This is a genomic window from Falsihalocynthiibacter sp. CO-5D18 (genome assembly GCF_041205445.1).
Classification (GTDB): Bacteria; Pseudomonadota; Alphaproteobacteria; order Rhodobacterales; family Rhodobacteraceae; genus Falsihalocynthiibacter; species Falsihalocynthiibacter arcticus.
In genome coordinates this window covers 92,256-115,904 of the sequence record NZ_JBGFCF010000005.1, presented here as the reverse complement: position 1 = coordinate 115,904, position 23,649 = coordinate 92,256, and the positions used below count along the sequence as shown (strand labels likewise).

The window sequence follows — 23,649 nt, the reverse complement described above, 5'->3', positions numbered from 1 at the left end:
GGAGCCCCGCGATGGATTTACCGTTTGTTGGCGACATAACCCATTTCTACAAAAATGAAGCACCCGACGAGATCCGAAAATCGATTGAGAACGCGGGTGCAAAAGACATTCTTGCGCCGAGTTATCCCTATAAAAAACTGATGGGGCGTAAAGCTTATGACGCGCAAATGGAGCAACTTCAGTTAGAATTGGTCAAATTGCAGTCCGATTTCATCACCAGTGGCAAACGTCTTGTTGTGCTGTTTGAAGGGCGGGACGCGGCTGGCAAAGGCGGGGCGATTTCGCGCCTCAGAGAGAACCTCAATCCGCGTATTGCTAAGAACGTCGCCCTACCTAAACCAACTGAACGCGAAGCTGGCGAGTGGTATTTTCAACGCTATGTCGATCATTTACCCACCAAGGGTGAGGTCAGGATGTTTGATCGCAGCTGGTACAATCGCGGCGTTGTGGAGCATGTTTTTGGCTTCTGTACACCCGATCAACGCGCCCATTTCTTTGCCCAGCTTCCCGATTTCGAGCGATTGTTGGCGGATGAAGGCTATCACTTGGTTAAAATCTGGCTCAACGTGGGTCGTGCAGAGCAGTTGCGACGATTTCTTGAACGTGAGCAAGACCCGCTAAAACAATGGAAACTTAGCTGGATTGACGTTGAGGGCCTGAAAAAATGGGACGCTTATAGCGAAGCCATAACCGAAACCCTAACGCGGACCCATACGGAATTCGCACCTTGGACCGTTATTCGCGCCGATGACAAACGTCGTGCGCGCCTCGAGACCATTAAGTCCATCCTGAAATGCATTGATTATAAAGAGAAATCAGAAATACCGGAAATTGATTACTCGATTTGTGGCGGACCGGAAATGTGGAATGGTTAAAAAACGTGGATATCATCACGGCAATCTCAAACAAGCTTTGGTCGAAGCGGCTCTGAGCCTTATCGAGACCAAAGGCCCCACTGGGTTTACCTTGTCTGAAGCTGCTAAAACGGCGGGTGTGACCCCCGCTGCTGTGTATCGGCATTTTGAGGGACGCGAGGATTTGATCGCGGAAGTGGCGCGCCAAGGGTATGAAATCTTTGGAGAATTGATGGAATACGCCTATGCGACGGGCCAACCCTCAGCGTTGGCAAGCTTTGAAGCTACGGGTCGCGCCTATCTCGCGTTTGCGCGTCGCCATCCGGGGCATTATGTGGCGATGTTTGAGAGCGGAATTTCTGTCAACCGCACACCCGAACTCGCGGCAGCGGCAAGAAAGGCCAAAGGCACGTTGGAACACGCGGCCCACGAATTGTCCAAACACATTCCCGCAGACAAACGCCCGCCCGCGAGCATGTTCTCGGCCCATATATTGGCCTTAAGCCATGGTGTCGTTGAGCTTTTTGCCCGCGGCGCACCGGGCACCATCGCCCCTTTCCCACCCGAAGACCTTTTGGAAAGTGGTATAGGGATTTATCTGCGCGGCCTCGGGTTGGTTGATCCGGACGATTGAAATTTAGCTTCTAAAGGCAAAAAATCAGGCCTCAAAGGAGAACCTCAACACATGACCATGGGGGGCGCATAGACGAGCAGCCCTTTTTCTTCCAAGGCGTCCCGTATACCGGGATCAAGGTTTTTCATACTATAGTCAACGTAAAACTCTTTCAGTCGCGGAAGCTGCAACAGCCCGCGCTGCCATTGAAGAATATCTGCATTCGACGACAACTTCTCCAATGAAGGATGCCCACTAAGGGGTTTGAGATTGCCGACTTCACCATACCCAAACCTGAGCCGCTTGAGGGACTTCATATTGGTGACAAAAGCGATGCTGTTTTCCTTTTGGGGAGACAACGCCAGTTCAACCAAGCCAGTGAGCGCCGGAGTCGATAGCGGCTCAAGGCTTGGTTTTTCGCGTAAACTTTCCATGTGAAGAATATCCAAATTCGAAAAAGCGCTGAGCCCGTTCAAGTCCGGAACGTCGGTATACGACATATGAAGCTCTTGAAGCTCTGTCAGGTTTGCGATGTCGCTTAGATTAGCGAAGTTCGTTCTGCTGATCATCAGCGCTTTGACATGGCTCATATCATTTAGCACCGTGAAGTCGTTCAGCCGTGTTCCATCTAGGTCCAAACGTTCGCAATAGGAAGCCTTGCAGGCTTCGACCGCAGCCTCGCCATCTGCAAATCTTTTAGCTTCACGTGCCACCTCACGTGTTGCGCGCTCTTCGTCAGTCAAACGTTTCGGCGGCGCATCGCACGCGACAAGTACCGAAGCGGTGACAATCACGAACGCGAGAAGTCTTCCAGTCAGTTTCATAGAGCCGCCCGTTGTATTTTCTTTAGAATAATCAGGGAGCTGTAGTTGTAAAGCCTTAACATATAATCCGCGGGGCAAAGAAAAAGGGCTCGCAAAATGCGAACCCTTTTTCTTTTTTGTAGAGTAAAGTACTCGAAGCCAATTAACGCTTGGAGAACTGGAAGCTCTTACGGGCTTTTGCTTTACCGAACTTCTTACGCTCAACAACGCGGCTATCGCGTGTGAGGAAGCCAGCAGCTTTCAGGGCTGCGCGCAAGGAGGGTTCATAAAGTTGAAGCGCTTTAGAGATACCGTGCTTAACCGCGCCAGCTTGGCCAGAAAGACCGCCGCCTTTAACAGTTGCAACAACATCGAATTCGCCATCAACACCAGCAACCGTGAAAGGCTGACGTAGGATCATTTGGAACACGGGGCGTGCAAAATAAACAGGCATGTCTTTGCCGTTTACCGTTACTTTACCGGAACCTGGTTTGATCCAAACGCGGGCAACCGCGTCTTTACGTTTGCCAGTCGCATAGGAGCGGCCAAGGCTATCGCGAACTTGTTCACGAAGGGGAGCGGCTTCTACTGCGGCAACACCTTCAACAATTGTGTTCAGATCGTCGAGTGATTTGATATCTTCAGACATGCTTATGCACCCCGTGAGTTTTTGGAGTTCATGGCTTTAACGTCAAGAACTTCTGGTGCTTGGGCTTCGTGGCCGTGATCTGTGCCCGCATAAACGCGCAGGTTTGTCATAAGCGTGCGGCTCAAACGGTTGCCAGGCAACATGCGCTGAACAGCTTTGGTCAAAACACGCTCAGGGAATTTACCCTCGATGATTTGACGTGCAGTGCGCTGCTTGATCCCACCAGGGTGGCCAGTGTGCCAGTAGTAGATTTTGTCGTCACGTTTTTTGCCAGTCAACTGAACTTTGTCAGCGTTGATAACAATCACGTTGTCACCCATATCCATCGAAGGCGTAAAGGTTGGTTTATGCTTGCCGCGAAGGCGTGTTGCGATGATCGAAGCAAGACGGCCCAAAACAACGCCTTCAGCGTCGATGATGATCCATTTCTTATCGATATCCGCAGGAGTCGCAGAGAAGGTTTTCATGTAGGATACCCTATCGTGGTCGAATGATGGCATGGGGAATCCCATACCGCTAATTGATGTCGGGGTTATAAAGGGGTTTGGCGCGCAAACAAGTGCTAAAAGACGCAATAAATCGTTTAAAAACAACGATTTATTATTTAGGTACAATAATACCCCACTCATTTTGACGCAATTCCCTAAATTTCGGCGTCTTGCTCGGGATGTTGGAGAATTTGGTTAATCTCGCCAAGGGCCGCCAAGCGCGCCTCGTCGTTCCCCGTTGCATTCACCGCCAAGCGCACCGCATTTGGGGAATCGCCGTCGGGAAGGGCAAACTCATCGGCGGGTTTAACCCGAATGCCACGACTTTTGCAGGCCACAGCAAAGCTAGACCCACGCCAACCCCGCGGCATTTTAAGCCAGATAAACGGCGCATCAGGGCGCCAACGGATATCCCATTGCCCCAAAACATTCACGGTTTGATGCACACGCTCTTGGCAACTTTGTACCACTTTTTTGCGCACCTCACTGGCCGCGCCAGAAAGAATGAGCTCTTCACAGACATCAAGGATGGGTTGCGGCAGGCCATAAAACGATGATTGTGCCACTTGTAACGTCAGGGGTGCGGCCCCTGTGGGCGGCACAATGAAGCCAAACCGCAAACTCGCCGCAACGCTTTTGGTCAAAGATCCAATGTACCACGCCAAATCAGGCGCGATCGCCCGATAGCTCAGGGCCTTGGGGGTATCAATCCGATGGCAGTCATCCTCGATAATTTGAATGTCGTGACGACGGGCAATATCGGCCAATTCGAGTTTACGCTCCAAGGGCGTATTAATCGTTGTCGGGCTATGAACTTCAGCCGAAGTAAGTAGGACTTTACCACCATGCATTCGCGCGGCTTCCTCAAAGGAATCGGGGCAAATACCGTGACTGTCCATTTTAAGCCCAACAATTTCAGCCCGCAAAAGCTGCGCGGCGCGGCGCACACCGGGGTAGGTTAATTGTTCGGTCATAATGACGGGATGCGCCCCGCGCAGGATGGATTGAAGCGCCAAAATGCTACAGTTTTGCGCCCCCAATCCCAGAACCACATCATCCGGCTCAATGCGCCCCACGTGGTCAGGTCCAATCCAATGGCACACCGCCGCGCGTGCCGCACGATCGGTCGCAGCGGTTGGGTAATCGACATAACGATTGCCCGCGCGCGAGGCGACTCGGATCAGGGCCTCCTTTACGATCTCGCCCTGCCCCACATCCGAAACCCGACAGCCGCGAAAATCAACGGTGCTTTCTTGCAGCGCATTAATAAGAGGGTCGCCCTCAAACACATGCGCAGATGTGCGATCGGCCACAAATGTGCCGCGCCCAACAGCAGCCTGCAAAACACCGTCCTCAACCAGTTTGCGATAGGCCCGCGCGACAGTTCCGGGCGTGATTTTCAATTCCCACGCTAAATCCCGCACCGGAGGGAGGCGCTCCCCCTTTTTAAGATGGCGCATCGCAACTGCATCACGGATCGAACTTGTGAGCGTTTTATACTTGGGACCGTCGGAGGCGGACAGATCGGGAAACCAAATTGTATTCATTACAATCTTTCGTTGGACTTGGATTTTTACCGATTGTATCACTTAATTACGAAATATCAAATGGATTGTATCAACACAAAGGATTGAGACCATGACGATCGCCCCCGCAAGTCACGCACAGCCCCTGCACTATTTGCAGAGCCGCAAAAACATACCCGCCTTGGGTTTGATTGCGTTGCGCGTCGCGGTCACGATCACGCTCTGGGATCAACGGGTGCGAACGCGTCGTAGCCTTAATAGAATGACGAATTCCGATCTTAAAGACATCGGTATTTCACGCGGCGAAGCCCTTACGGAGGCCCGCCGTCCGTTCTGGAAGGAATAATATCCCCTCCTGACAGAACCTCTTCCTGGCCGGGGCAATGCTCCGGCCTTTTTTTGTCTTACCGGTTTGGTGGGATGGAATAGGTCATTGAGGCACGGGCCACGGGGGCCTCTTGCCCCTCGGATTGTATCAATACATCGCCAACTGCCAAAACCCGCCCCAATTTCAAGATACGCGCCGTCGCAATCAACGTTTTCCCTGCCACTGGTTTACGCATGAAATCGATACTGGCATTGGTCGTAACGGCCAACCCAACGGGGCCGATGCGCGCTAAGATGGCCAGAAATACTGAGACATCCGCAAGCGCGAACATCGTTGGCCCCGAAACCGTACCGCCGGGGCGCAAATGGGCGTCAGTCATCAACATTTCAACGACGACATCCAGTGGCGTTACGGAACGAACTCTAAATTCGCCCGTAACTTGCGGAAATTCCGCGATCAAAAAGGCGTTTAGGGCCTCAACATCCATTAATATTGTCATACTCACCCTATCTTCCCTTAAACAAACCGCCCAAGAGGCCACGCACAATCCGGCGTCCTGTTGTACCATTCAACTCTTTGAGGACGGCATTGGTCATGGCTTCCCCAAACGAACGCGAAGTGGCTTTTTTCGCCCGACGTGTCGAGGTGGCGCTAGAGCGTCCAACGCGGCTTCCGTTATAGCGGCGCGCTGTTTTGAATTCGCGTTCCATCGGAGTTGCCTCCTCAAGGGCTGCCTCATCCGCTTCTGCGGCCTTCGCCGCGTCATCCGCCCGTTTCGCAAGCATCTCGTAGGCCGACGCGCGATCCGTCACGGTTTCATATTTTCCCGCGAGGGGCGACGCTGCAATCGTGGCTTTGCGCACCGAGTCCGCAATTGGCCCCATTTGGCTACTGGGGGGGCGAACCAATGTCCGTTCAACCACACTCGGGATGCCTTTTTTGAGCAACATACTGGTCAAGGCTTCGCCCACCCCGACTTCGCGCAGCGCCTCCTCGGTAGAAAAGCGCGGATTGTCGCGATATGTGTCGGCCGCAAGCCGCAGCGCTTTCTGATCTTTGGCCGTAAAGGCACGCAACGCGTGTTGAACACGATTACCCAACTGGCTCAAAATATCATCGGGTACATCGTCGGGATTCTGGGTCACAAAATAGATACCCACACCCTTGGAACGAATAAGCCGCGCGACCTGTTCGACCTTATCCACAAGGGCTTTGCTCGCCCCATTAAAGAGCAGATGCGCCTCGTCGAAGAAGAAAACAAGTTTAGGTTTGTCCGGGTCGCCAACCTCGGGCAATTCCTCAAACAACTCACTCAGAAGCCATAGCAGAAAGGTCGCATAGAGTGTCGGCGAGGACATCAACTTGTCAGACGCGAGAATATTGATCCGCCCTTCTCCCTCGGGCGTGGTTTGCATCATGTCCTCAAGCGCCAGAGCAGGCTCGCCGAAAATCGCCGCCCCGCCTTGATTTTCCAACACCAACAAACGACGCTGAATAACGCCAATGGATTGCGCGGAAACTGTACCGTATCTCAGAGTGATGTTGCCCGCGTTTTCACCAAGCCAAACTAGAAGAGCCTGCAAATCCTTAAGATCAAGAAGCGCGAGCCCCTCCTCATCCGCCAAGCGGAAGGCAATGTTTAAAATACCCTCCTGCGCTTCAGAAAGCTCGAGCATCCGTGCCAAAAGGAGCGGCCCCATTTCAGCGACTGTTGTGCGGATCGGATGGCCTTGCTCGCCAAAAAGGTCCCAAAACGTGACGGGAAAAGAACGATAGGCATAGTCGGAAAAACCGATTTGTTTTGCTCGTGCGGTAAAGGAATCGTGGGGTTTCGCGGTAGCGCTCCCAGCGACCGCCAAACCTGCGAGATCGCCTTTCACGTCAGACAGGAATACCGGAACGCCGGCCTTGGAGAAACTCTCGGCGAGGATTTGCAGGGTCACCGTTTTACCCGTCCCCGTCGCCCCCGCGATCAACCCGTGGCGGTTTGCATACTTGAGTTTTAGAAACTGTGGAGCGGCATAATCCTCCCCGCCACCGCCGACAAAAATTTCGCTTTTCAGGTCATCGGGCATACAGTTTATTCTCCATTTCATACAAACTATCGGCTAGGCAACTTAGTCTTAACCTTTATACGCTAATGTAAGGTTAGTTCAGTCAATAGTCTTCTTTTGATTGAATTGACTTCCTCCCTGTCAGACTTGCCGCGCCCTTGGGCGCGGTTTTTTTTGGCGCGCATGAAATTCTCATTCCTCGGCAAAAATTCGCCGTTTTTTTTGTTGACCAATTCACAAGAAGGCCGTAGCGTTCCAATCAATAATATAGTCGGCAAGTCCGACAGGGAGAAAAATCGAAAAGGGCCTTGTTTTCAAGGCCCTTTTTTACGTTTAGAACCAAGCCTTGCTCTCAATCCATGGCTAATTTGCGCGCTCCTCAGGATGGGTTACTGGCGTCTAAACGCGTGATTCACCTGTGATCCGCCCCCAATGCAGCTAGGAATACCATTTTCGACAGGATCAATTCGTTTCTGTTCGATTCGAACCTGACAGCACGTAAAAGACGTGCTAAATCCGTTGAAACGACAACAAGAACGGACGGACCATGAATTTAGCGATGAAATCAATACTTGCAGCTTGCTTTGTGACACTTCCTAGCCTCGCGTTAGCCCAAGACACAACAAGCCCAGACCAAGCCCCCGCCACAGAAGAGACACCAGATTCAGAAACGGCCCCTTCGGTTGCGGATCAACTCTCGACTGGAACGCCCGTTGAGACCCGCTTGCCAACAAAAGACGAAGTTGTTGTGGGCGAAGAGTACTTGCTTGATGTTTCCGGCGACTGGCAAATTCGATGTGCCAAGACGGAAGAGGAATTTGATCCCTGCCAGCTGTATCAGCTACTGCAAAATGGCGAAGGCCCTTTTGCTGAAATCTCGATTTTTCCGATCAATGAGCCGAATTCCAAAGCAGTTGCGGGCGCCACCATCATTACGCCCCTCGATACAATGCTGCCCCCAGGTATCTTGATCTCGGTGGATTCCACAGACGCGCGCCGCTATCCCTATTCTTTCTGTGGTTCGGTCGGCTGCGTTGGCCGCATCGGTTTGCTTGCTGAAGACATAGCCGCGTATAAAAAGGGCAGCGCCGCCAGTCTTCAAATCGTACCCGCAGTTGCACCAGATCAAACGGCAACGGCCACGATTTCCCTTAAAGGATTTACACTGGGCTATGACAAACTGGTCGCCTTGCAACCCAAAAAATAAGATCAAACCAGAATAGAAAAAGGCCCGCATCACATCGATAGCGGGCCTTTTTCATGAAATAACAAAACGTTATATACGCTTAAGCGCCAAAACCGCGTTCAAACCGCCAAAAGCGAAGGCGTTTGAGAGGACATGATCCACGTCCGCCTCGCGCGCCACATTCGGCACCACATCCAACGCGCATTCTGGATCTTCTTGCTCATAGCCGATGGTGGGTGCAATAATGCCGTCCCGCAGCGCCATTACGCAGGCCAAAAGCTCCACAGCCCCCGTCCCGCCAATCAAATGCCCATGCATCGATTTGGTTGAACTGATCATCAAATCATCCGCCGCAGTGCCAAAGACGGCGGAAACAGCGGCGCATTCGGTTTTGTCATTCGCCGCGGTGCCCGTGCCGTGGGCGTTGATATATCCCACTTGCGACGGGGCGAGCTTAGCGTCCTTCAACGCGCCCGAAATTGCCCGTGCCGCTCCGTGTTTGGATGGCATAACAATGTCGGAGGCATCCGATGTCATTGCAAAACCAACGACTTCCGCCAATATTTCGGCGCCACGTGCGCGGGCGTGCTCATATTCCTCAAACACGAAAACAGCAGCCCCTTCGCCCTGAACCATGCCGTTTCGGTTTGCTGAAAATGGGCGGCAGGCATCGCGGGACATAACTCGGAGGCCTTCCCAAGCCTTGACGCCGCCAAAACACAGCATGCTTTCGGACCCCCCCGTCAGCATCGCATCGGCCATCCCACAGCGGATCATGTTAAACGCCTGTCCCATCGCGTGGTTGGAACTGGCGCAGGCGGTTGCGACGGTAAAGCTTGGCCCCATGATATTGTATTCAATCGAGACATGCGAGGTGGCCGCATTGTTCATCAGCTTTGGCACCACAAAGGGGTGAACGCGGTTTTTACCTTCTTCGTAAACGGAACGGTAATTTTCGTCTTGCGTATTCATGCCGCCGCCAGCGGTGCCCAAAATCACGCCAGAACGATGTGCCAATTCGCCGTCGAAAACGATGCCAGATTGCTCCATCGCTTCCTTGGTCGCGATCAACGTAAACTGTGTGTAGCGATCATAAAGGGCAATCTGCTGGCGGTTAAAAAGGCTCTCCGGATCAAAATTTGTGACTTGCCCGCCAATCTTGATGGACAAGCGCTCAACGTCGCGAAAATGCAACGCGCCAATGCCGCAACGACCTTCGCGCATGGCTTCCATAGTGGCAACCGCCGTGTGGCCAAGGGAGTTAATTGCACCCTGACCCGTAATAACGACTCGTTTCACGTAGCAGGCTCGTTTACCAGCCCACGGACCGCTTTCACGATTGACGCCACCGTCGAGATATCAAAGTCACTTTCGCTTGGGTCGTTGGCATTAAAGGGCACTTGGATATCAAAGGCTTCTTCAATCGCAAAGATCGACTCGACCAGTCCGAGACTGTCGATGCCTAGGTCCTCCAATGTACTTTCAAGAGTTACATCAGAGACATCGAGGACGGCTTGCTCCGCGACGATTTCGAATATTTTTTCTTGTACGTTTGGCATTGATTGCCCTTTCCGCTATGGGCTGATCTAGTCTTTTTGCACGATGTTTGAAACAGTTTTTTGAAGCTCCCGAAATTGCTGCATCATTCGAGGCAGACGGCGGAGCGCTTTTTGCATATCCACTTGGTTTTCCATCTTAACGGCAGGGCTGCCTAATACCACCCGACCCGCAGGCACATTGGTAAATAATTTGGACGACCCGCCCGCAACCACGTCATCGCCGATAAAAATGTTATCGCTCGCGCCACATTGGCCACCCATAACCACACGGTTGCCGATCACGGTTGATCCTGCGATGCCAACCTGTCCACACAATAGGCAATCATCGCCAACCTGAACGTTATGGCCAAGATGAACCTGGTTGTCCAACTTCGTGCCGTTGCCGATGCGTGTGTCGCGGATGGTGCCGCGATCAATCGTGACATTCGCGCCAAGCTCCACGTTGTCGCCGATGGTCACGCCGCCCAGACTGTGAATACGGGTCCAGCTTTGCGCCTGCGCGTCACCCTGATTGCCAAGGCTTTCGCGCGCATTCTCAACGCCGGATTTTTCGGGGGTCACAAAGGAAAATCCGTCGGCGCCAACAATGGCTCCGTGATTAGCAATAAAATTGTGCCCAATCGAGACGCGCGCCGCAATCCGCACACCTGCCCGCAACAGCGCGTGATCGCCAATGGTGCTGCCTTCTTCAATGCTGCAATGGCTGGCAATCCGCGCGTTCACACCGATTTCGACGTTTTGCCCGATCACCACAAATGGGCCAATGGCCGCCCCTGTGCCAATTTTCGCGCTGCGATCAATCACGGCTGTCGGGTGAATTCCGACAATCTGCGGACCCGGATCAAGGAGACGTGTGACGCCTGACATGGCATAGCGTGGACGCGGCACAAACAGCGCCGCCTTCAACCCAAGTGCCTGCCAATCGGCCCCTTGCCAAAGGATCGCGGCCTGTGCTTTCCCTTGCGCGAGGCCGTCGGCGTATTTGGGATCCATCGCCAACGCGAGATCCCGTGGGCCCGCAGTAGCAGGTTCAGAAACGCCGGAAATCTCAAGATCGACAGCGCCAAAAGCTTCCGCTCCAAGCGCTGCTGCAATCTCTGAAATACGATGTGTCATTCAGTCCCCCAAAAGCTACTGGGAGATTTAGCCTTGAACGGCCTGCAATGTAACCCCAGCCCTTTGCATTGCATCAAATATTTTGGCATCGCGTCCGTAAACATCCCGACGATAATTAGTCCGTCCTTTTGGGTCCGTGATGGCGGTGCGGTACACAATATGAACGGGAATCGGTTGATCAAGCGGAACCGTCGTTTCGCGCCCCGTGGCCAAAATCTTTTTGAAATAAGGTTCCGGAGCAGATTGCTGTCTGGCCAAAAGAGCAAACGCGAAATCCTGTGGATCGCGCAATCGAACGCATCCATGGCTAAAGGCGCGCGATTCACGGCCGAACAAATCCTTGGCCGGTGTGTCGTGCAAGTAGATATTATAGCGATTAGGGAACATAAATTTCACCAAACCCAGAGCATTGCCGCGACTTGGGGGCTGCTTGATATCGAAGGGGAAATTACGGGCGGAATATTGTGTAAAGTCCTGACCTTCGCGACTTACGATCTGTCCTGAACCGTTGATCAACCGTAAATGCGAAACCGCATTTGGGTTCTTTTTCAACATTGGAAGGTATTCTTTCACCGCAATAGAACGGGGCACATTCCACGTCGGGTTGATGACCATATGGCTCATCACGTCGGAAAATTCGGGCGTTTGACGATCGGACGTATTTTTGCCGACGACCGACCGTGTTTCGAAGGTGGTTTTACCGTCATCTATAATGCGGACGTGGAAATCGGTGATATTCACCCATACGTGGCGTTTGCCGCGCTCAACGCCGTTCAACCAACGCTCACGCTCCATGGCCACCATAACAGATTTCAATCGTCCCTCGACGGGAACGTTGATTTCCGAAATTGTAGCGGCCCCTGCGACGCCATCTGGGTTTAACCCGTGGGTAAGCTGAAACTGCTGCACCGCCTTTTGCAGAGTAACATCGTAGGTTTGGCTGGCGGAACGCCCCATATATCCCATAACAATCAAACGGTTACGAAGCGTTACCACATCATTGCCACTCGCGCCGGGTTCAAGCTTCTTGGCGTTAACCGTGGGGCCCCATCCGCCGCGTCCAAGCTGTTTCTCGAGCGTCAGCTTCTCTTTGGTCAATGCCAAATACTCGGGATTTTTGGGGGCCAGATTTTTCAAAAAACCAGCAGGGGACGATTTGGTGAAGGCCGTCAACAGATCCTCTGAATTATAGCGGGAAACCTTGCGGACCATCCCGGGATCAACTTTTGACGGGGTCACAATTCCGCGGGAAATATCTTGGGCATATTGTACAAACAGGCGGCTCATCTGGACTTCGATGCGCCCCAAGTCACGTTGGTTTTTAACGCGTCCAAGGTCGGCCATAAAGACATTTGGGTCATAACGGCCAGCCGGAAGTCCATGCACACTCGCCATCGAAATCGCTTGCAAAAACGCCTTGCGACGGGTTGCATCTTTTCCACGGTTCTGGGTCCAGATCGGCTCAAAATTCCGTCCACGATAGAACGCGGCGATTCCTGCGTCTTTTGCAGATTCTTCAGCGACAGCCTGTTTAAAGGCTGTGATTTCGGCCTGCGCTGAACTTGAGGCTGAAAGCGTCACCACCACAGACATCAAAACCAACAAAAAAGAAGCAAAGCCTGCGCGCAAAAATACCATTTTATCCTCGTTCCGTTCACGATTTAATGTCGCGGAATACGTAAATCTTTCTTGAAAAGCAAGTGCATGCACGATCACGTTCTCGCGGGGTACCGCTTTCCAACCTCAGCTTACCCGAATTACTCCTTACTTTAAATATCAGGTGGAAATTAAGCTTTGACTAAGACCTATGCGCAACATTTCGCCCAAAAACGGCGGATTTCCCTCCTTGTTGGAATCAAGCCTTGGCGGTTTTTTTCGATTATGTCATAAGAAAGGTGCATCTGGGGAACAATGCAGCCGCACGCAAATGTGGCCAAAAAACGAGAACGGGCAGTACCAATGACACTAGCGACACCTGCGGGCTTATCCCGCCGAGGCCTTTTAGCGGCTTTTGCGGCAACCGCGATCACAGCAGCGCCCACATATTCAAGCGCTGCGGGTTTTTTGCGCGGAAGTGGCGACATACGCCGTATCAACATGTTCAACCAACGTACGGGTGAAAATATCGACATGATCTATTGGATCGATGGCGAATATATCAAACCTGCCCTTACACAGATCAATTATTTTATGCGCGACTGGCGTCAGGACGAAGCCAAAAATATCGATACACGCACAATTGATATCATCACGGCCTCCCACAGTCTTTTGGATGTCACAGAGCCCTACATGCTCTTGTCCGGATATCGCAGTCCCAAAACCAACCAACTTTTACGCTCACGGTCACGCGGCGTTGCCAAGAATTCGCTGCACATGGTCGGCCAAGCTGCCGATTTACGCCTCAAATCGCGCACTGTTTCGCAAATGGCGAAGGCTGCGGCTTCTTGCAGTGCCGGTGGCGTTGGCAAATATAGCCGATCCAACTTCGTCCATATGGATTGCGGCCCTGTACGTTCTTGGGGCGGCTAAAAGCGACTTCACTCACAACATTCCTGCCCTACATTCAAGCCGCTCTCTTAATTGAGGCGGCTTATTTGTTTGAATGGGCTGGAACGATCTGAAGATAGGCCGCAATGGCTTCGCGGTCGGCGCTAGGAAGTTTAGCTATGTTTTCAATAACATCGGCCATTTCCCCTCCTGCGGAATCATATTCTGGTGTAAAGCCCGACGTTAAATATTCGACCACATCAGACTCTGACCAGTTAAATTCCCCCGGCGTAATATTTGGAATGCGCCCTTTGCCCACCGGATTTGGGGCGCCCGCAAGCCACAACGTCTTCTCGCTGCCTCCAAGCACATTCCGTGGCGTATGACATTCGCCGCAATGCCCCATAGCTTCGACCAAATAGCGGCCGTGTTCCTGCTGCGGGGTCAAATCGCCGGTCACGACCCAATCGGTATTGACGAACAGCAGCTTCCAGCCGCCAAGGGACACCCGCATATTGAACGGAAACCCAAGATCATGTGCTTCTCGCGGCGTATCAATTGCGGGAAGGCTGCGCAAATGCGCGATGAGGTCTACAATGTCTTGCAACTTCGCTTTGTTGAAGGTCGCATAGGGAAACGCCGGATAGTAATGTTCCCCCGTGGGCGATGTCCCTTTTAGAACGGCGTCGGCGATTTCTAGGTCTGTCCAAGTGCCAATACCTGCCGTGGGATGCGATGAAATATTGGGCGCGACAAAGGTTCCAAAGGGGCTTGGAAAGCGCTTTCCGCCTCCGAGTGCGTCGTTTTCATATTCTACTCCCAAGGGCGCTGAGTGGCAGGAAGCACAGCCCATCGCAGAAAAGACTCGCGCGCCATTTTCTGTGTTGGGGATCATTCCCTCCAACGCATCAGGCGCGAGCCTTTCCGGCTTGGTGATATAGAGGCCAGCAACGACACAAACGGCGAGGATTCCCCCACCGCTCGCAATTTTCTTTCCCCAGGATGCCATAGGTTCCCCTTTAGAAACAGTGCCTTAAAGAAAGCTATTTCTTTGGAGCGCGGTAGGCTTTGTGGCAAGAACTACAGGCGGCACCGACGCCCCCCATGCTGGCCTTGATGCCATCAACACCCTGCCCTGCGGTTGCGACCATCGCCTCGGCCGCGACAACAAGGGCAGCACCTTCTTCGCCAGCTTTTGACCCTTCAGCCCAAATTGCTGGCATTGCGCGTGACCCGGGAAATGTGTCGCTGTCGGTTCCGGGCAACCAAAAACCGGATTGATCGGCGGTAACCGTTGCGAGCAAAGCATCGGCCGCGGCCTGTGCTGCGGCCGCGTCATAGGCCACTTCGCCTTTGAGCATCGCGCCAAGAGCGCCGAGTTCTTTGCCGCGTTGCTTCATATTCTCTTGGCGCGCTTCAACCGCGGCTTTGAGTTCGGCATCGGTGCTGGCGAATGAAATAGTTGCGCCAGAAATAGCAACGGCAGCACCAACGAGAAGAATTGAAAGACGTTTCATATGAATTTTCCTTGCAAAGAGTCGTTTATCTAAGGTTAGCTGTTAGAAAATACATAGACAGTCCCCAATTTTGCAGAAGGTCCTCTTTATTTATGCACAAGGAAAACTGGGATGACCTGCGATTTGTTTTGGCCGTCGCAGATTTAGGGTCAGTTTCCAAGGCGGCCAAGCATTTGGGTGTAAATCACGCGACCGTCTTGCGACGGGTCGCAAGCTACGAGAAACAACTCGGTACGGTTCTATTTGAGCGCACAGCTCATGGTTACCAAGTTTTGACCGATAAACGCGACGTGTTTGCCGCCGCGCGTGAGGCAGAGGATGCGCTTCGAGCGGTGCAAAACCTCGGCGGACACGCGCGCCCTGTCTTGAGCGGAACGGTCCGTGTGACCTCAACCGACACGTTTTGCCATTCGATATTGCCCGAAATTGCGGCCCAATTGCAGTCCCAAACCAACCAGTTATTCATTGAGCTTCTGTCCACAAATGCCCATGTCGATTTGGGCCGCTTACAGGCCGATATCACGGTGCGTCCTGCGCTAAAGCTTGAGGACGATTTGATCGGGGAACAAGCGGCCATCATGGGATTTTCCGCCTATATGTCCCGCACACTCTCGCTCGAAAAATCGAACGATTGGATCACCTTAGTTGGTCCGCTGTCTCGCTCCCAGCCTGCCAATTGGATGTCCAAGTCCATTCCGCAATCCGCATGTGTTGCGGCCGCAGACAGCTTTCAAACGCTGTGCCGTCTCGCCGTTGCAGGGCTTGGATGTACGTTTTTACCGAGTTTTATCGGCGACGCAGCGCCCGAACTGAAACGCCTCGAAACACAAGCGCCCGAGATGACAGTGCCGATTTGGGTTGCGAGCCATTCGGACCTCGCTCAAACCCCTAGGATTCGTGCGCTTCGGGCTCAGCTTTCGGCTTGCCTCACCGACCGCGCCGATATTTTGCGCGGCAAACCTTAATCAAGGACCACGCAAAAGCCGTTTATCAGATGTTGGATTTATCCGCAGCAGTGCCACCGCGAAACCCTGTGGCGACAATGAATTTTTCTGAGCTGTCTGCACGACTGGCTGGTGGCTTAACGTAGGTCACCTTCTTGAATTTCATCCGCAAAATCTTTTGCAAGAAATCTTCGGCCCCACCTGCCAAAACTTTGGCAACAAACGTTCCCTCAGGCTCAAGTACATCAAAAGCGAAATAAGCAGCGGCTTCACATAGCGCCATAATCCGGTTGTGGTCGGTCTGTTTATGTCCTGATGCCGAGGCTGCCATATCGCTCAGTACAACGTTGGCACGACCGTTAAGCCAAGTTTTCACCTGCTCGTCGGCATCGTTTTCCAGGAAATCAAGAACATGGATGTCGGCCCCGGGAATGGGTTCAACCTCTTGAAGGTCGACTCCCAAAACGGTGCCAATGGCCTTGCCCTTTTTCTCGCCGAGCGCATTCACACGCCGCACAGCGACTTGGCACCAGCCCCCCGGTGCACAGCCCAAATCGACAACGCGCGCTCCGGGCGTGAAGAAATTAAACTTATCGTCCAATTCCAAAATCTTATAGGCCGCACGACCGCGATATCCATCGGAACCCGCCCGTTTGACATAGGGGTCGTTGAGTTGGCGTTCGAGCCAAAGTGTCGAGGAAAGCTTGCGTCCGCGCGCGGTTTTTACCGTGACCCGAAGGTCGCGCAATCCACGTCCAGAGCCGCCCCGCGATCCCGGGCCGCCAGCCCCTTTGCCGCCAACCCGACGCCCTGCGCCGCCTTTTTCAGAACCGTCTGCCATTTTAATCGGCCTCATCTATTAACACGCCATCGGCGCTCATTAGGGCGTATAGCAGCCCTTCGCGCAAACCGCGATCCGCAACTGAAAGTTTATCTGTTGGCCAGATCCGCAGCAAGGCCTGAAGAATCGCAGCCCCAGACATGATCAACGCCTGCCGATCTTTGCCAATCCGTGGATCGTTGCGCCGCCCGTCTGGACCAAGCGACAAGTATTCCTGAATGACCGCATCGATTTGGTCGCTGGTCATTTGCAAGCCGTCGACCTTGTTGCGATCATAGCGACGCAAATTTAAGTGACTTGCAGCGACGGTCGTAACGGTTCCCGAGGTGCCAATGATCTGAAATCCAGCCCGAATGTGGTCGCCGATATAGGGGGTGAAATTCGCCAATTTCTCCTCAAAAAACCAACTCATCAAGGCAAAACGCGCCGCGTCATTATCCACATCCATAAACTGATCGCGCAGCGTCGCCACCCCAAGGGGCACCGAAATCCAATCCACAACCCGCGCCATTGTATCGGGCAACTTCTTGCCGTCAAATCCATGTTTTACCTGCATAATCGCGGCTTTTCGGTCGCGTTTGGGAAGGTGGGAAACATCGAGCCAAACAAGCTCCGTGCTACCGCCGCCAATATCCACAACCAGCAATTGCTCGGTTTTACGGCTCATCAAAGGCGCGCAACTAATCACCGCGAGGCGCGCCTCTTCTTGGGCGGGAATAATCTCAAGCTTAAGGCCGGTTTCGCGCTTCACCCGCGAAATCAACTCATGCGCATTGGTGGCCCGTCGACAGGCCTCGGTCGCAATCAATCGCATCCGCGTCACTTTGTGGCGACGTAGTTTCTTTTGGCAAATTCGCATCGCTTGAACCGTGCGCGCGATCGATCCGCGAGACAAACGGCCAGAAGCCTCAAGCCCTGATCCAAGCTGAACCGACTTGGAAAAACTGTCGACAACTTCAAATTGCGCACCTTTGGGACGCGCAATTAACATGCGGCAACTATTTGTACCCAAATCCAGTGCCGCATACAGCGGCACGGAATCGGTGTGTATTGGCGCGGGGGTATCAACCGCAACTGGGATCGCGCCCGCACCATCGGGACGCTTGGGCGTCATTTTTACGCCCTTTCATTTTCGAGTTATCCCCAAGCTATGTCCTTCTGTGCACAGGTGCAAGGACACTCGTCGGGCAATACGCGCTTTGCGCCCCTCATAATGAACATGAAGATTTTTCCAATGCTGCCCCGTAGCACTGCCGCGCGCAAACCTTTAGAGCTACGTCCGAGCACGCCTTTTGGGCTATGGGTCGCGAAAACGAGATGTCAGGTCGAAATTCGACCTTAATTGCGCGCGGGCCACCCTAAAACTAAAGAGAGAAGGGAATCAGCAGTGGCACAAGTTACCATCGTATATTGGCGAGATATGCCAGCACAGGTCATCGTTGGACGTGGCCGTCGCAGTGTGAAAATTCAGCTCTCTGAGCGGTTTGAGCAAGCGATTGATCGTGCGGCAATGGCTTCGGGGGCCGCAGGCACCGACGCGTATCTCGCGGAGTGGCGCAAAGCCCCTTCGGTCGAAGTTGAAGGCAGTGACGAGGAGGCCGCACAGGCCAAAGCTGCTGAAATCGAAGCCGAATATGATCGTGACCGCCTCAAAGCGCTGATTACCAATAACGGATGGGCTTAACCCCATCCTCCTTTTGGAGGGCATGTATGTCACTGTTATCGTTCAAACGCCGCGAGTCTGGCACCCAGAATATCGTGCCCCGCAATGTGACCGCATTGATGGAAGACTATTCCATTGAGGTCATGCCGCGCACGGCCGAAAAGGTTGACGATTTCCGCGCCCTCCTGCCCCAAAATACCCGCGTATACGTTGCGCATATCGAAGGCACACCGATTGAAGAGATGGTCGCCACCGCTGCGCGTTTGGCCCGTGACGGTATGCAAGTCATGCCGCATTTTCCCGCGCGCATTATTCAAGATCGCGCCACATTGGCCGACTGGATCGCGCGTTACCAAGGCGAAGCGGGCGTTGAGCAAGGCCTGATCCTCGCCGGCGGTGTCGCGAAACCCCACGGTGACTTCCACAGTTCAATGCAGCTGTTGGAAACCGGTCTTTTTGACGGCTTCAAACGTCTGCACATCGCGGGCCACCCTGAAGGCAACCGCGATATTGATACCGACGGCACTGACCGCCTCGTGATGGACGCCCTGCGTTGGAAGCAAGATTTCAACGAACGCTCTGATGCGCAAATGGCCATCGTGACGCAATTCGCCTTTGAGGCCGCCCCCGTGATCAAATGGATCGAAGCCCTTGAGGCCGCGGGCATTACGATCCCCGTGCATTTGGGCGTCGCTGGTCCGGCCAAGTTGCAAACCCTCATCCGTTTTGCCATTGCCTGTGGCGTTGGCCCCTCGCTCCGCGTTTTGCAAAAACGCGCCCGTGACGTCACGAAACTGGTTGTGCCTTATGAGCCAACAGACCTTGTAAAAAGCCTCGCCGACTATAAAGCTGCCAATCCAAAAAGCTTGTTGAAATCGTTGCATTTCTTCCCATTGGGTGGCATTACAACGAACGCAAACTGGGCTCTTTCACATTCTAATGCCACGCCCGCTCATTCCGATATCGCCGCTTTGGCGCCACAAGACCCTTAAAGGATAGCCCATGACCCGTACCGTCGTTGAAAGTAAGACCAAAACCTCCATTATAGGCTTCGACGAACCGTTTTGCGTCATCGGCGAAAGGATCAACCCAACGGGCCGCAAAAAACTCGCTGCCGAATTGGAGCTTGGTGATTTCTCGACCGTTGAACGCGATGCAATTGAGCAGATGCTGTGTGGCGCGAATATTTTGGACATCAACTCGGGTGCGGTGTTTTCCAACAAAATGGCCGAAGACCCCCGCTATGCCGATAATAACTTCGTTGAGCCACCTTTGATGCGCGAACTTATCCTTCGTATTCAAAAGGTTGTGGACACACCTTTATGTATCGACAGTTCGGTTCCCGCAGCCCTTCTCGCGGGGCTTGAAGCCGCCGAGGGCCGGCCCTTGCTCAATTCCGTCACGGGCGAAGAAGAGCGTCTTGAGTTGGTTTTACCGCTGGTTAAGAAATTCAACGTGCCTGTTGTGGCGATTTCTAACGACGACACCGGCATTTCCGAAGACCCCGATGTGCGCTTTGCCGTCGCCAAAAAGATCGTGGAACGGGCCGCCGATTTTGGCATTCCCGCCCATGATATCGTGGTTGATCCGCTGGTAATGCCGATCGGCGCGATGGCGACTGCGGGGCAACAAGTCTTTACCCTCGTGCGGCGTTTGCGCGATGAATTGGGCGTTAACACCACCTGTGGCGCATCAAACATGTCCTTTGGCCTGCCGCGCCGTCACGGCATCAACGCTGCCTTCCTCCCGATGGCCATTGGTGCAGGCATGACCAGCGCGATCATGAATCCTGTGCGCCCCGTTGAAATGGAAGCCATTCGCGCCGCGAATTTCCTCAACAACAACGACCCGCACGGCACAGAATGGATTAAATTCAGCCGAGTTCTAGAGGCCGTCGCCGCCGGAATGTCGTTTGCGGACGCCTCAAAAGAATCCGCTGAAGCCAGTTCGGGCCGCGGTGGACGCCGCCGTCGCCGTTAACTAAAAGAAACACCAAAAAGGGGGTGAAATTTGCCCCCTTTGCTTCCTAAAAAATGAGTTTCCCCGTGAGTGACATCAAAATCGACCCCCTCGTGATTTTTACACCCTCCGGAAAACGGGGGCATTTTCCTGTGGGCACCCCTGTGCTCACGGCGGCGCGTCAATTGGGCGTTGATCTAGATTCCGTCTGTGGCGGGCGCGGGATTTGTAGCAAATGTCAGGTCGAACCCTCCTTTGGCGAGTTCCCGAAACACGGGCTCACGGTAGCGAAAACCGCGCTTTCCCCAATCAACGAAGTTGAAGAGCGCTATGATCGCATTCGCGGCCTAAAACCAGGCCGACGATTGGGGTGTCAGGCAGTGATTTCGTCGGATATCGTGATCGACGTGCCCCCCGAAAGCCAAGTGCACAAACAGGTCGTGCGCAAACGCGCCGAGGCCCGTGACATTACCCTCGCCCCCTCTATCCGCCGTGTTTTGGTCAGTGTAGAACAACCAGACATGCACGAACCCACGGGGGATTTTGAACGCCTTTCAAAAGGCTTGTCTGACCAATGGGACATTGTGGGCATCACGGCCTCCCTGCCCGTTTTAACCCGTTTGCAAAAGGTTTTGCGCAAAGGCGACTGGTCAGTCACTTGTATCATCCACGACGCGGGCACGGGAACCGCACCCGTCCTACTCGACATTTTCGCAGGATTTGACGAACGCGCACTCTTCGGGCTGGCGGTGGATCTCGGCTCGACCACAATTGCCGGCCATTTGTGTAACTTGGAAACGGGAGAAGTCGTCGCAAGCGCAGGCCTGATGAACCCCCAAATCCGCTATGGCGAAGACCTGATGAGCCGCGTGAGTTACGGCATGATGAACGAAGGCGGATCAGTTGAAATGACCGCCGCCGTGCGCGAAGGCATGGCGCAATTGTGTCGTGACGTCGCCAAAGAGGCCGACATCGAGTTGTCACAGATCGTCGACGCGACCGTCGTGTGCAACCCTGTCATGCACCACCTGTTTTTGGGCATCGACGCCTATGAATTGGGCCAAGCCCCCTTCGCATTGGCCACCTCAAACGCCCTCAATTTGGCAGCACGCGATGTTGGTTTGCCCCTGCATGAAAACGCCGCGCTTTATATTTTGCCGTGCATCGCGGGTCACGTTGGCGCGGATGCCGCGGCAGTTGCCTTGTCAGAAGCGCCCGAAAAATCCGAAGACCTTGTGCTTGTTGTCGACGTCGGCACCAACGCGGAAATCCTTTTAGGCAATACAATTCGTGTGTTAGCCTGCTCTTCTCCCACAGGACCTGCCTTTGAAGGCGCGCAGATTTCAGCGGGTCAACGCGCCGCGCCTGGCGCAATTGAACGTGTCGAAATCGACCCCGAGACCAAGGAACCACGCTTTAAAATCATCGGCAGCGACCTTTGGTCGACCGAAGAAGGGTTTCACGAGGTCGCCTTGGCGACGGGCGTCACGGGCATTTGCGGCTCTGGAATTATCGAATTGGTCGCCGAAATGCGCGTTGCAGGGATCGTCGATGGGCCCGGCCTCATCGGATCAGCCGAGCAAGTCGGCACGCCGCGCTGTTTTCCCGATGGGCGGACCAATTCCTACCTCGTTTACGACGCGACACCGCTTGGGGGCACAAAAATCACCGTCACCAACCGCGACATCCGTGAAATCCAAATGGCCAAAGCAGCGCTCTATTCCGGTGCGCGTTTGTTGATGGATAAATTCGAGGTCGACACAGTGGATCGCATCGTGCTTTGCGGCGCGTTTGGCGCGCACATCAGCCCAAAACACGCGATGATTTTGGGTATGATCCCCGACTGCGCCCTTGAAAAAGTGACTTCTGCGGGTAATGCGGCGGGCACAGGCGCACGGATCGCGTTGTTGAACACTGACGCAAGGCGCGAGATCGAAGCCACTGTGCGTGCCATCCACAAGATCGAAACCGCGATTGAACCCCGCTTTCAGGAGCATTTTGTCAATGCATCAAACATCCCCAATGCCGTGGATGGCTTCCCGCATCTCGACGCGATTCTCACCTTGCCGTCGTTGAATTTCAACACGTCTGGTGATGGAACAGAGGGCGGCGGACGGCGACGCAGACGTCGCGGCTAACGTCATGATTTTAAGGGGAGTGTTTTGGAGCGGGTGAAGGGAATCGAACCCTCGTATTCAGCTTGGGAAGCTGCTGCTCTACCATTGAGCTACACCCGCATGCCGACATTTTATCTCGCGAGTTTGAGCGGTTCAAGAGGGGAAATCCCATTCTCCGATTTCCGTTTCAACACGACGCCGCAACCGTTCTGGTGGTGGAGAAACTTCTTGGCGGTCTTCAGGCGCCAGAGCCTGCCACCCGTCCAAAATCTGCGCCCCAAACAACGCGATATGGCGGCGCATCGCTTCGCGCGCTTTGGGACCATTTCCTAGCTCCAGAGCGGCAACGATCTCCACATGCTCTTGAATTAATTGAGGTTTCATTGCATCGACGTTCACACGACTGTGGATTTTAACCCACATTGGCATCTGCAATCGTTGACGCCAAAATTCGGCAACAGCATTCACTAACGCCAGATTTCCCGTCGCCCGCGCAATCGTTAGATGGAACTCTTCGTCCGCATTTTCGCCCCAAAACGCACTGCCGCTTTCGTTTTGCATGGCATCAATCAACATTTTCAGACGCGCAATTTCTTCAGGGCCAATGTTTTCTGCCGCGAGGGCTGCGACTTCGCCCTCGATCATAATTCGCGCTTCCAAAAGCTCAAATGGCCCCGGCCCAGCAAGTTCCAATAACTGATTGTCCCGCGGAGGACGGGCCGCAACTTGTACCCCTGCCCCGAACCTATTTTCGACGTAGCCCGTTATTTCTAACGCAATAAGTGCTTCTCGGATCGTGGCGCGAGAAACGCCTAAACTCTCCACCAACACCCGCTCCGCAGGCATTTTCTGCCCCGCTTTAAGAGCACCTTCTAGGATACGATCAGCGATTTGCTGAGCCACAAGGCGGTACCTGGGAACCTGTGCAACGGGCTTGAACATGTG

25 protein-coding genes and 1 tRNA gene are annotated in these 23,649 nt (G+C 53.7%); 10 read left to right on the top strand and 16 right to left on the bottom strand.

Annotation, left to right across the window (positions count from 1 at the left end; genetic code table 11):
* Positions 1 to 11 precede the first annotated feature (11 nt).
* Positions 12 to 875 carry a polyphosphate kinase 2 gene (ppk2, locus tag AB9F27_RS08680; RefSeq protein WP_039003532.1) on the top strand — a complete coding sequence of 288 codons (864 nt, stop codon included), beginning with the start codon at positions 12 to 14 and terminating at the stop codon, positions 873 to 875.
* Positions 868 to 1,488 (top strand): TetR/AcrR family transcriptional regulator, encoded by a 621-nt coding sequence (locus AB9F27_RS08675; protein ID WP_335586691.1) that lies wholly within the window; start codon positions 868 to 870, stop codon positions 1,486 to 1,488. Before ppk2 ends, AB9F27_RS08675 begins: the two co-directional genes overlap by 8 nt.
* 44 nt (positions 1,489 to 1,532) lie before the next feature.
* Here AB9F27_RS08675 and AB9F27_RS08670 read toward each other — a convergent pair whose 3' ends face one another.
* The 4 genes from AB9F27_RS08670 to AB9F27_RS08655 form a co-directional block, all read right to left on the bottom strand.
* Positions 1,533 to 2,291: a hypothetical protein gene (locus tag AB9F27_RS08670; RefSeq protein WP_335586690.1), complete on the bottom strand. Its 759-nt coding sequence runs from the start codon at positions 2,289 to 2,291 to the stop codon at positions 1,533 to 1,535.
* 142 nt (positions 2,292 to 2,433) lie between these two features.
* Entirely contained in the window at positions 2,434 to 2,919 is a 486-nt protein-coding gene (rpsI, locus tag AB9F27_RS08665; protein ID WP_039003530.1) for a 30S ribosomal protein S9, read from the bottom strand.
* Positions 2,920 to 2,921: 2 nt separating this feature from the next.
* Positions 2,922 to 3,386: a 50S ribosomal protein L13 gene (gene rplM, locus AB9F27_RS08660; RefSeq protein ID WP_039003529.1), complete on the bottom strand. Its 465-nt coding sequence runs from the start codon at positions 3,384 to 3,386 to the stop codon at positions 2,922 to 2,924.
* 176 nt (positions 3,387 to 3,562) lie between these two features.
* Entirely contained in the window at positions 3,563 to 4,954 is a 1,392-nt protein-coding gene (locus AB9F27_RS08655) for a PLP-dependent aminotransferase family protein (protein ID WP_335586689.1), read from the bottom strand.
* 91 nt (positions 4,955 to 5,045) lie between these two features.
* Here AB9F27_RS08655 and AB9F27_RS08650 point away from each other — a divergent pair, with 91 nt between their 5' ends.
* A complete protein-coding gene (locus AB9F27_RS08650; protein ID WP_335586688.1) occupies positions 5,046 to 5,279 on the top strand; it encodes a DUF1127 domain-containing protein in 234 nt (77 codons plus the stop codon).
* A 58-nt stretch (positions 5,280 to 5,337) separates the two neighbouring features.
* Here AB9F27_RS08650 and AB9F27_RS08645 read toward each other — a convergent pair whose 3' ends face one another.
* Together AB9F27_RS08645 and AB9F27_RS08640 are read right to left on the bottom strand one after the other, a co-directional pair.
* Positions 5,338 to 5,760, bottom strand: a complete 423-nt coding sequence (locus AB9F27_RS08645) for a PaaI family thioesterase (RefSeq protein ID WP_335586687.1) — start codon at positions 5,758 to 5,760, stop codon at positions 5,338 to 5,340.
* Positions 5,761 to 5,767: 7 nt separating this feature from the next.
* Positions 5,768 to 7,336 carry a helicase HerA-like domain-containing protein gene (locus AB9F27_RS08640; RefSeq protein ID WP_369757652.1) on the bottom strand — a complete coding sequence of 523 codons (1,569 nt, stop codon included), beginning with the start codon at positions 7,334 to 7,336 and terminating at the stop codon, positions 5,768 to 5,770.
* Positions 7,337 to 7,874: 538 nt separating this feature from the next.
* Here AB9F27_RS08640 and AB9F27_RS08635 point away from each other — a divergent pair.
* Positions 7,875 to 8,522: an invasion associated locus B family protein gene (locus tag AB9F27_RS08635; RefSeq protein ID WP_335586686.1), complete on the top strand. Its 648-nt coding sequence runs from the start codon at positions 7,875 to 7,877 to the stop codon at positions 8,520 to 8,522.
* A 69-nt stretch (positions 8,523 to 8,591) separates the two neighbouring features.
* On the opposite strand, the gene AB9F27_RS08630 is transcribed toward AB9F27_RS08635, so the two are convergent.
* Genes AB9F27_RS08630 through AB9F27_RS08615 form a run of 4 tightly spaced genes read right to left on the bottom strand, consistent with a single transcriptional unit; the run spans position 8,592 to position 12,814 of the window.
* Positions 8,592 to 9,800, bottom strand: coding sequence for a beta-ketoacyl-[acyl-carrier-protein] synthase family protein (locus AB9F27_RS08630; protein WP_335586685.1), 1,209 nt, complete (start codon positions 9,798 to 9,800; stop codon positions 8,592 to 8,594).
* The gene (locus AB9F27_RS08625) at positions 9,797 to 10,060 is read right to left on the bottom strand and encodes a phosphopantetheine-binding protein (RefSeq protein ID WP_335586684.1); all 264 of its coding nucleotides are present in this window, start codon (positions 10,058 to 10,060) and stop codon (positions 9,797 to 9,799) included. The genes AB9F27_RS08630 and AB9F27_RS08625 overlap by 4 nt, the downstream gene beginning before the upstream one ends.
* A 27-nt stretch (positions 10,061 to 10,087) precedes the next feature.
* On the bottom strand, positions 10,088 to 11,176 hold the full coding sequence (gene lpxD / locus AB9F27_RS08620; RefSeq protein ID WP_335586683.1) for a UDP-3-O-(3-hydroxymyristoyl)glucosamine N-acyltransferase: 1,089 nt from the start codon (positions 11,174 to 11,176) through the stop codon (positions 10,088 to 10,090).
* Positions 11,177 to 11,203: 27 nt separating this feature from the next.
* A complete protein-coding gene (locus tag AB9F27_RS08615) occupies positions 11,204 to 12,814 on the bottom strand; it encodes a L,D-transpeptidase family protein (protein WP_335586682.1) in 1,611 nt (536 codons plus the stop codon).
* 321 nt (positions 12,815 to 13,135) lie between these two features.
* Here AB9F27_RS08615 and AB9F27_RS08610 point away from each other — a divergent pair, with 321 nt between their 5' ends.
* Complete coding sequence (locus tag AB9F27_RS08610) at positions 13,136 to 13,705, top strand: DUF882 domain-containing protein (RefSeq protein ID WP_039003576.1); 570 nt, start codon at positions 13,136 to 13,138, stop codon at positions 13,703 to 13,705.
* Between the two features lie 61 nt (positions 13,706 to 13,766).
* On the opposite strand, the gene AB9F27_RS08605 is transcribed toward AB9F27_RS08610, so the two are convergent.
* Entirely contained in the window at positions 13,767 to 14,672 is a 906-nt protein-coding gene (locus AB9F27_RS08605; RefSeq protein ID WP_335584440.1) for a cytochrome c, read from the bottom strand.
* A 34-nt stretch (positions 14,673 to 14,706) separates the two neighbouring features.
* Positions 14,707 to 15,180, bottom strand: a complete 474-nt coding sequence (locus tag AB9F27_RS08600; protein ID WP_335584439.1) for a cytochrome c — start codon at positions 15,178 to 15,180, stop codon at positions 14,707 to 14,709.
* Positions 15,181 to 15,272: 92 nt separating this feature from the next.
* On the opposite strand from AB9F27_RS08600, the gene AB9F27_RS08595 reads away from it, so the two are divergent.
* Positions 15,273 to 16,145: a LysR family transcriptional regulator gene (locus tag AB9F27_RS08595; RefSeq protein WP_335584438.1), complete on the top strand. Its 873-nt coding sequence runs from the start codon at positions 15,273 to 15,275 to the stop codon at positions 16,143 to 16,145.
* A 25-nt stretch (positions 16,146 to 16,170) separates the two neighbouring features.
* Here AB9F27_RS08595 and AB9F27_RS08590 read toward each other — a convergent pair whose 3' ends face one another.
* Together AB9F27_RS08590 and AB9F27_RS08585 are read right to left on the bottom strand one after the other, a co-directional pair.
* Positions 16,171 to 16,965, bottom strand: coding sequence for an RlmE family RNA methyltransferase (locus AB9F27_RS08590; RefSeq protein WP_039003520.1), 795 nt, complete (start codon positions 16,963 to 16,965; stop codon positions 16,171 to 16,173).
* A gap of 1 nt (position 16,966) precedes the next feature.
* Positions 16,967 to 18,079 (bottom strand): Ppx/GppA phosphatase family protein, encoded by a 1,113-nt coding sequence (locus AB9F27_RS08585; protein WP_335584437.1) that lies wholly within the window; start codon positions 18,077 to 18,079, stop codon positions 16,967 to 16,969.
* Between the two features lie 273 nt (positions 18,080 to 18,352).
* Here AB9F27_RS08585 and AB9F27_RS08580 point away from each other — a divergent pair, with 273 nt between their 5' ends.
* From AB9F27_RS08580 to AB9F27_RS08565, 4 genes are all read left to right on the top strand, one after another.
* Positions 18,353 to 18,649, top strand: a complete 297-nt coding sequence (locus tag AB9F27_RS08580) for a virulence factor (RefSeq protein WP_335584436.1) — start codon at positions 18,353 to 18,355, stop codon at positions 18,647 to 18,649.
* Positions 18,650 to 18,675: 26 nt separating this feature from the next.
* Entirely contained in the window at positions 18,676 to 19,620 is a 945-nt protein-coding gene (locus AB9F27_RS08575; RefSeq protein WP_335584435.1) for a methylenetetrahydrofolate reductase, read from the top strand.
* Positions 19,621 to 19,630: 10 nt separating this feature from the next.
* On the top strand, positions 19,631 to 20,608 hold the full coding sequence (locus tag AB9F27_RS08570; protein WP_335584434.1) for a methyltetrahydrofolate cobalamin methyltransferase: 978 nt from the start codon (positions 19,631 to 19,633) through the stop codon (positions 20,606 to 20,608).
* A 74-nt stretch (positions 20,609 to 20,682) separates the two neighbouring features.
* Complete coding sequence (locus AB9F27_RS08565) at positions 20,683 to 22,725, top strand: ASKHA domain-containing protein (protein ID WP_335584444.1); 2,043 nt, start codon at positions 20,683 to 20,685, stop codon at positions 22,723 to 22,725.
* A 25-nt stretch (positions 22,726 to 22,750) separates the two neighbouring features.
* On the opposite strand, the gene AB9F27_RS08560 is transcribed toward AB9F27_RS08565, so the two are convergent.
* Together AB9F27_RS08560 and AB9F27_RS08555 are read right to left on the bottom strand one after the other, a co-directional pair.
* Positions 22,751 to 22,824, bottom strand: a tRNA-Gly gene (locus AB9F27_RS08560).
* Between the two features lie 33 nt (positions 22,825 to 22,857).
* Positions 22,858 to 23,646: a FadR/GntR family transcriptional regulator gene (locus tag AB9F27_RS08555; RefSeq protein ID WP_335584433.1), complete on the bottom strand. Its 789-nt coding sequence runs from the start codon at positions 23,644 to 23,646 to the stop codon at positions 22,858 to 22,860.
* Between the last annotated feature and the right edge of the window lie 3 nt (positions 23,647 to 23,649).

Excerpts from the sequence above, each read along its gene's own strand:
- ppk2 (WP_039003532.1), top strand. The coding sequence starts at position 12 with ATGGATTTACCGTTTGTTGGCGACATAACCCATTTCTACAAAAATGAA.
- AB9F27_RS08675 (WP_335586691.1), top strand. The coding sequence starts at position 868 with ATGGTTAAAAAACGTGGATATCATCACGGCAATCTCAAACAAGCTTTG.
- AB9F27_RS08670 (WP_335586690.1), bottom strand. The coding sequence starts at position 2,291 with ATGAAACTGACTGGAAGACTTCTCGCGTTCGTGATTGTCACCGCTTCG.
- rpsI (WP_039003530.1), bottom strand. The coding sequence starts at position 2,919 with ATGTCTGAAGATATCAAATCACTCGACGATCTGAACACAATTGTTGAA.
- rplM (WP_039003529.1), bottom strand. The coding sequence starts at position 3,386 with ATGAAAACCTTCTCTGCGACTCCTGCGGATATCGATAAGAAATGGATC.
- AB9F27_RS08655 (WP_335586689.1), bottom strand. The coding sequence starts at position 4,954 with ATGAATACAATTTGGTTTCCCGATCTGTCCGCCTCCGACGGTCCCAAG.
- AB9F27_RS08650 (WP_335586688.1), top strand. The coding sequence starts at position 5,046 with ATGACGATCGCCCCCGCAAGTCACGCACAGCCCCTGCACTATTTGCAG.
- AB9F27_RS08645 (WP_335586687.1), bottom strand. The coding sequence starts at position 5,760 with ATGACAATATTAATGGATGTTGAGGCCCTAAACGCCTTTTTGATCGCG.
- AB9F27_RS08640 (WP_369757652.1), bottom strand. The coding sequence starts at position 7,336 with ATGCCCGATGACCTGAAAAGCGAAATTTTTGTCGGCGGTGGCGGGGAG.
- AB9F27_RS08635 (WP_335586686.1), top strand. The coding sequence starts at position 7,875 with ATGAAATCAATACTTGCAGCTTGCTTTGTGACACTTCCTAGCCTCGCG.
- AB9F27_RS08625 (WP_335586684.1), bottom strand. The coding sequence starts at position 10,060 with ATGCCAAACGTACAAGAAAAAATATTCGAAATCGTCGCGGAGCAAGCC.
- lpxD (WP_335586683.1), bottom strand. The coding sequence starts at position 11,176 with ATGACACATCGTATTTCAGAGATTGCAGCAGCGCTTGGAGCGGAAGCT.
- AB9F27_RS08615 (WP_335586682.1), bottom strand. The coding sequence starts at position 12,814 with ATGGTATTTTTGCGCGCAGGCTTTGCTTCTTTTTTGTTGGTTTTGATG.
- AB9F27_RS08610 (WP_039003576.1), top strand. The coding sequence starts at position 13,136 with ATGACACTAGCGACACCTGCGGGCTTATCCCGCCGAGGCCTTTTAGCG.
- AB9F27_RS08605 (WP_335584440.1), bottom strand. The coding sequence starts at position 14,672 with ATGGCATCCTGGGGAAAGAAAATTGCGAGCGGTGGGGGAATCCTCGCC.
- AB9F27_RS08600 (WP_335584439.1), bottom strand. The coding sequence starts at position 15,180 with ATGAAACGTCTTTCAATTCTTCTCGTTGGTGCTGCCGTTGCTATTTCT.
- AB9F27_RS08595 (WP_335584438.1), top strand. The coding sequence starts at position 15,273 with ATGCACAAGGAAAACTGGGATGACCTGCGATTTGTTTTGGCCGTCGCA.
- AB9F27_RS08590 (WP_039003520.1), bottom strand. The coding sequence starts at position 16,965 with ATGGCAGACGGTTCTGAAAAAGGCGGCGCAGGGCGTCGGGTTGGCGGC.
- AB9F27_RS08585 (WP_335584437.1), bottom strand. The coding sequence starts at position 18,079 with ATGACGCCCAAGCGTCCCGATGGTGCGGGCGCGATCCCAGTTGCGGTT.
- AB9F27_RS08575 (WP_335584435.1), top strand. The coding sequence starts at position 18,676 with ATGTCACTGTTATCGTTCAAACGCCGCGAGTCTGGCACCCAGAATATC.
- AB9F27_RS08570 (WP_335584434.1), top strand. The coding sequence starts at position 19,631 with ATGACCCGTACCGTCGTTGAAAGTAAGACCAAAACCTCCATTATAGGC.
- AB9F27_RS08555 (WP_335584433.1), bottom strand. The coding sequence starts at position 23,646 with ATGTTCAAGCCCGTTGCACAGGTTCCCAGGTACCGCCTTGTGGCTCAG.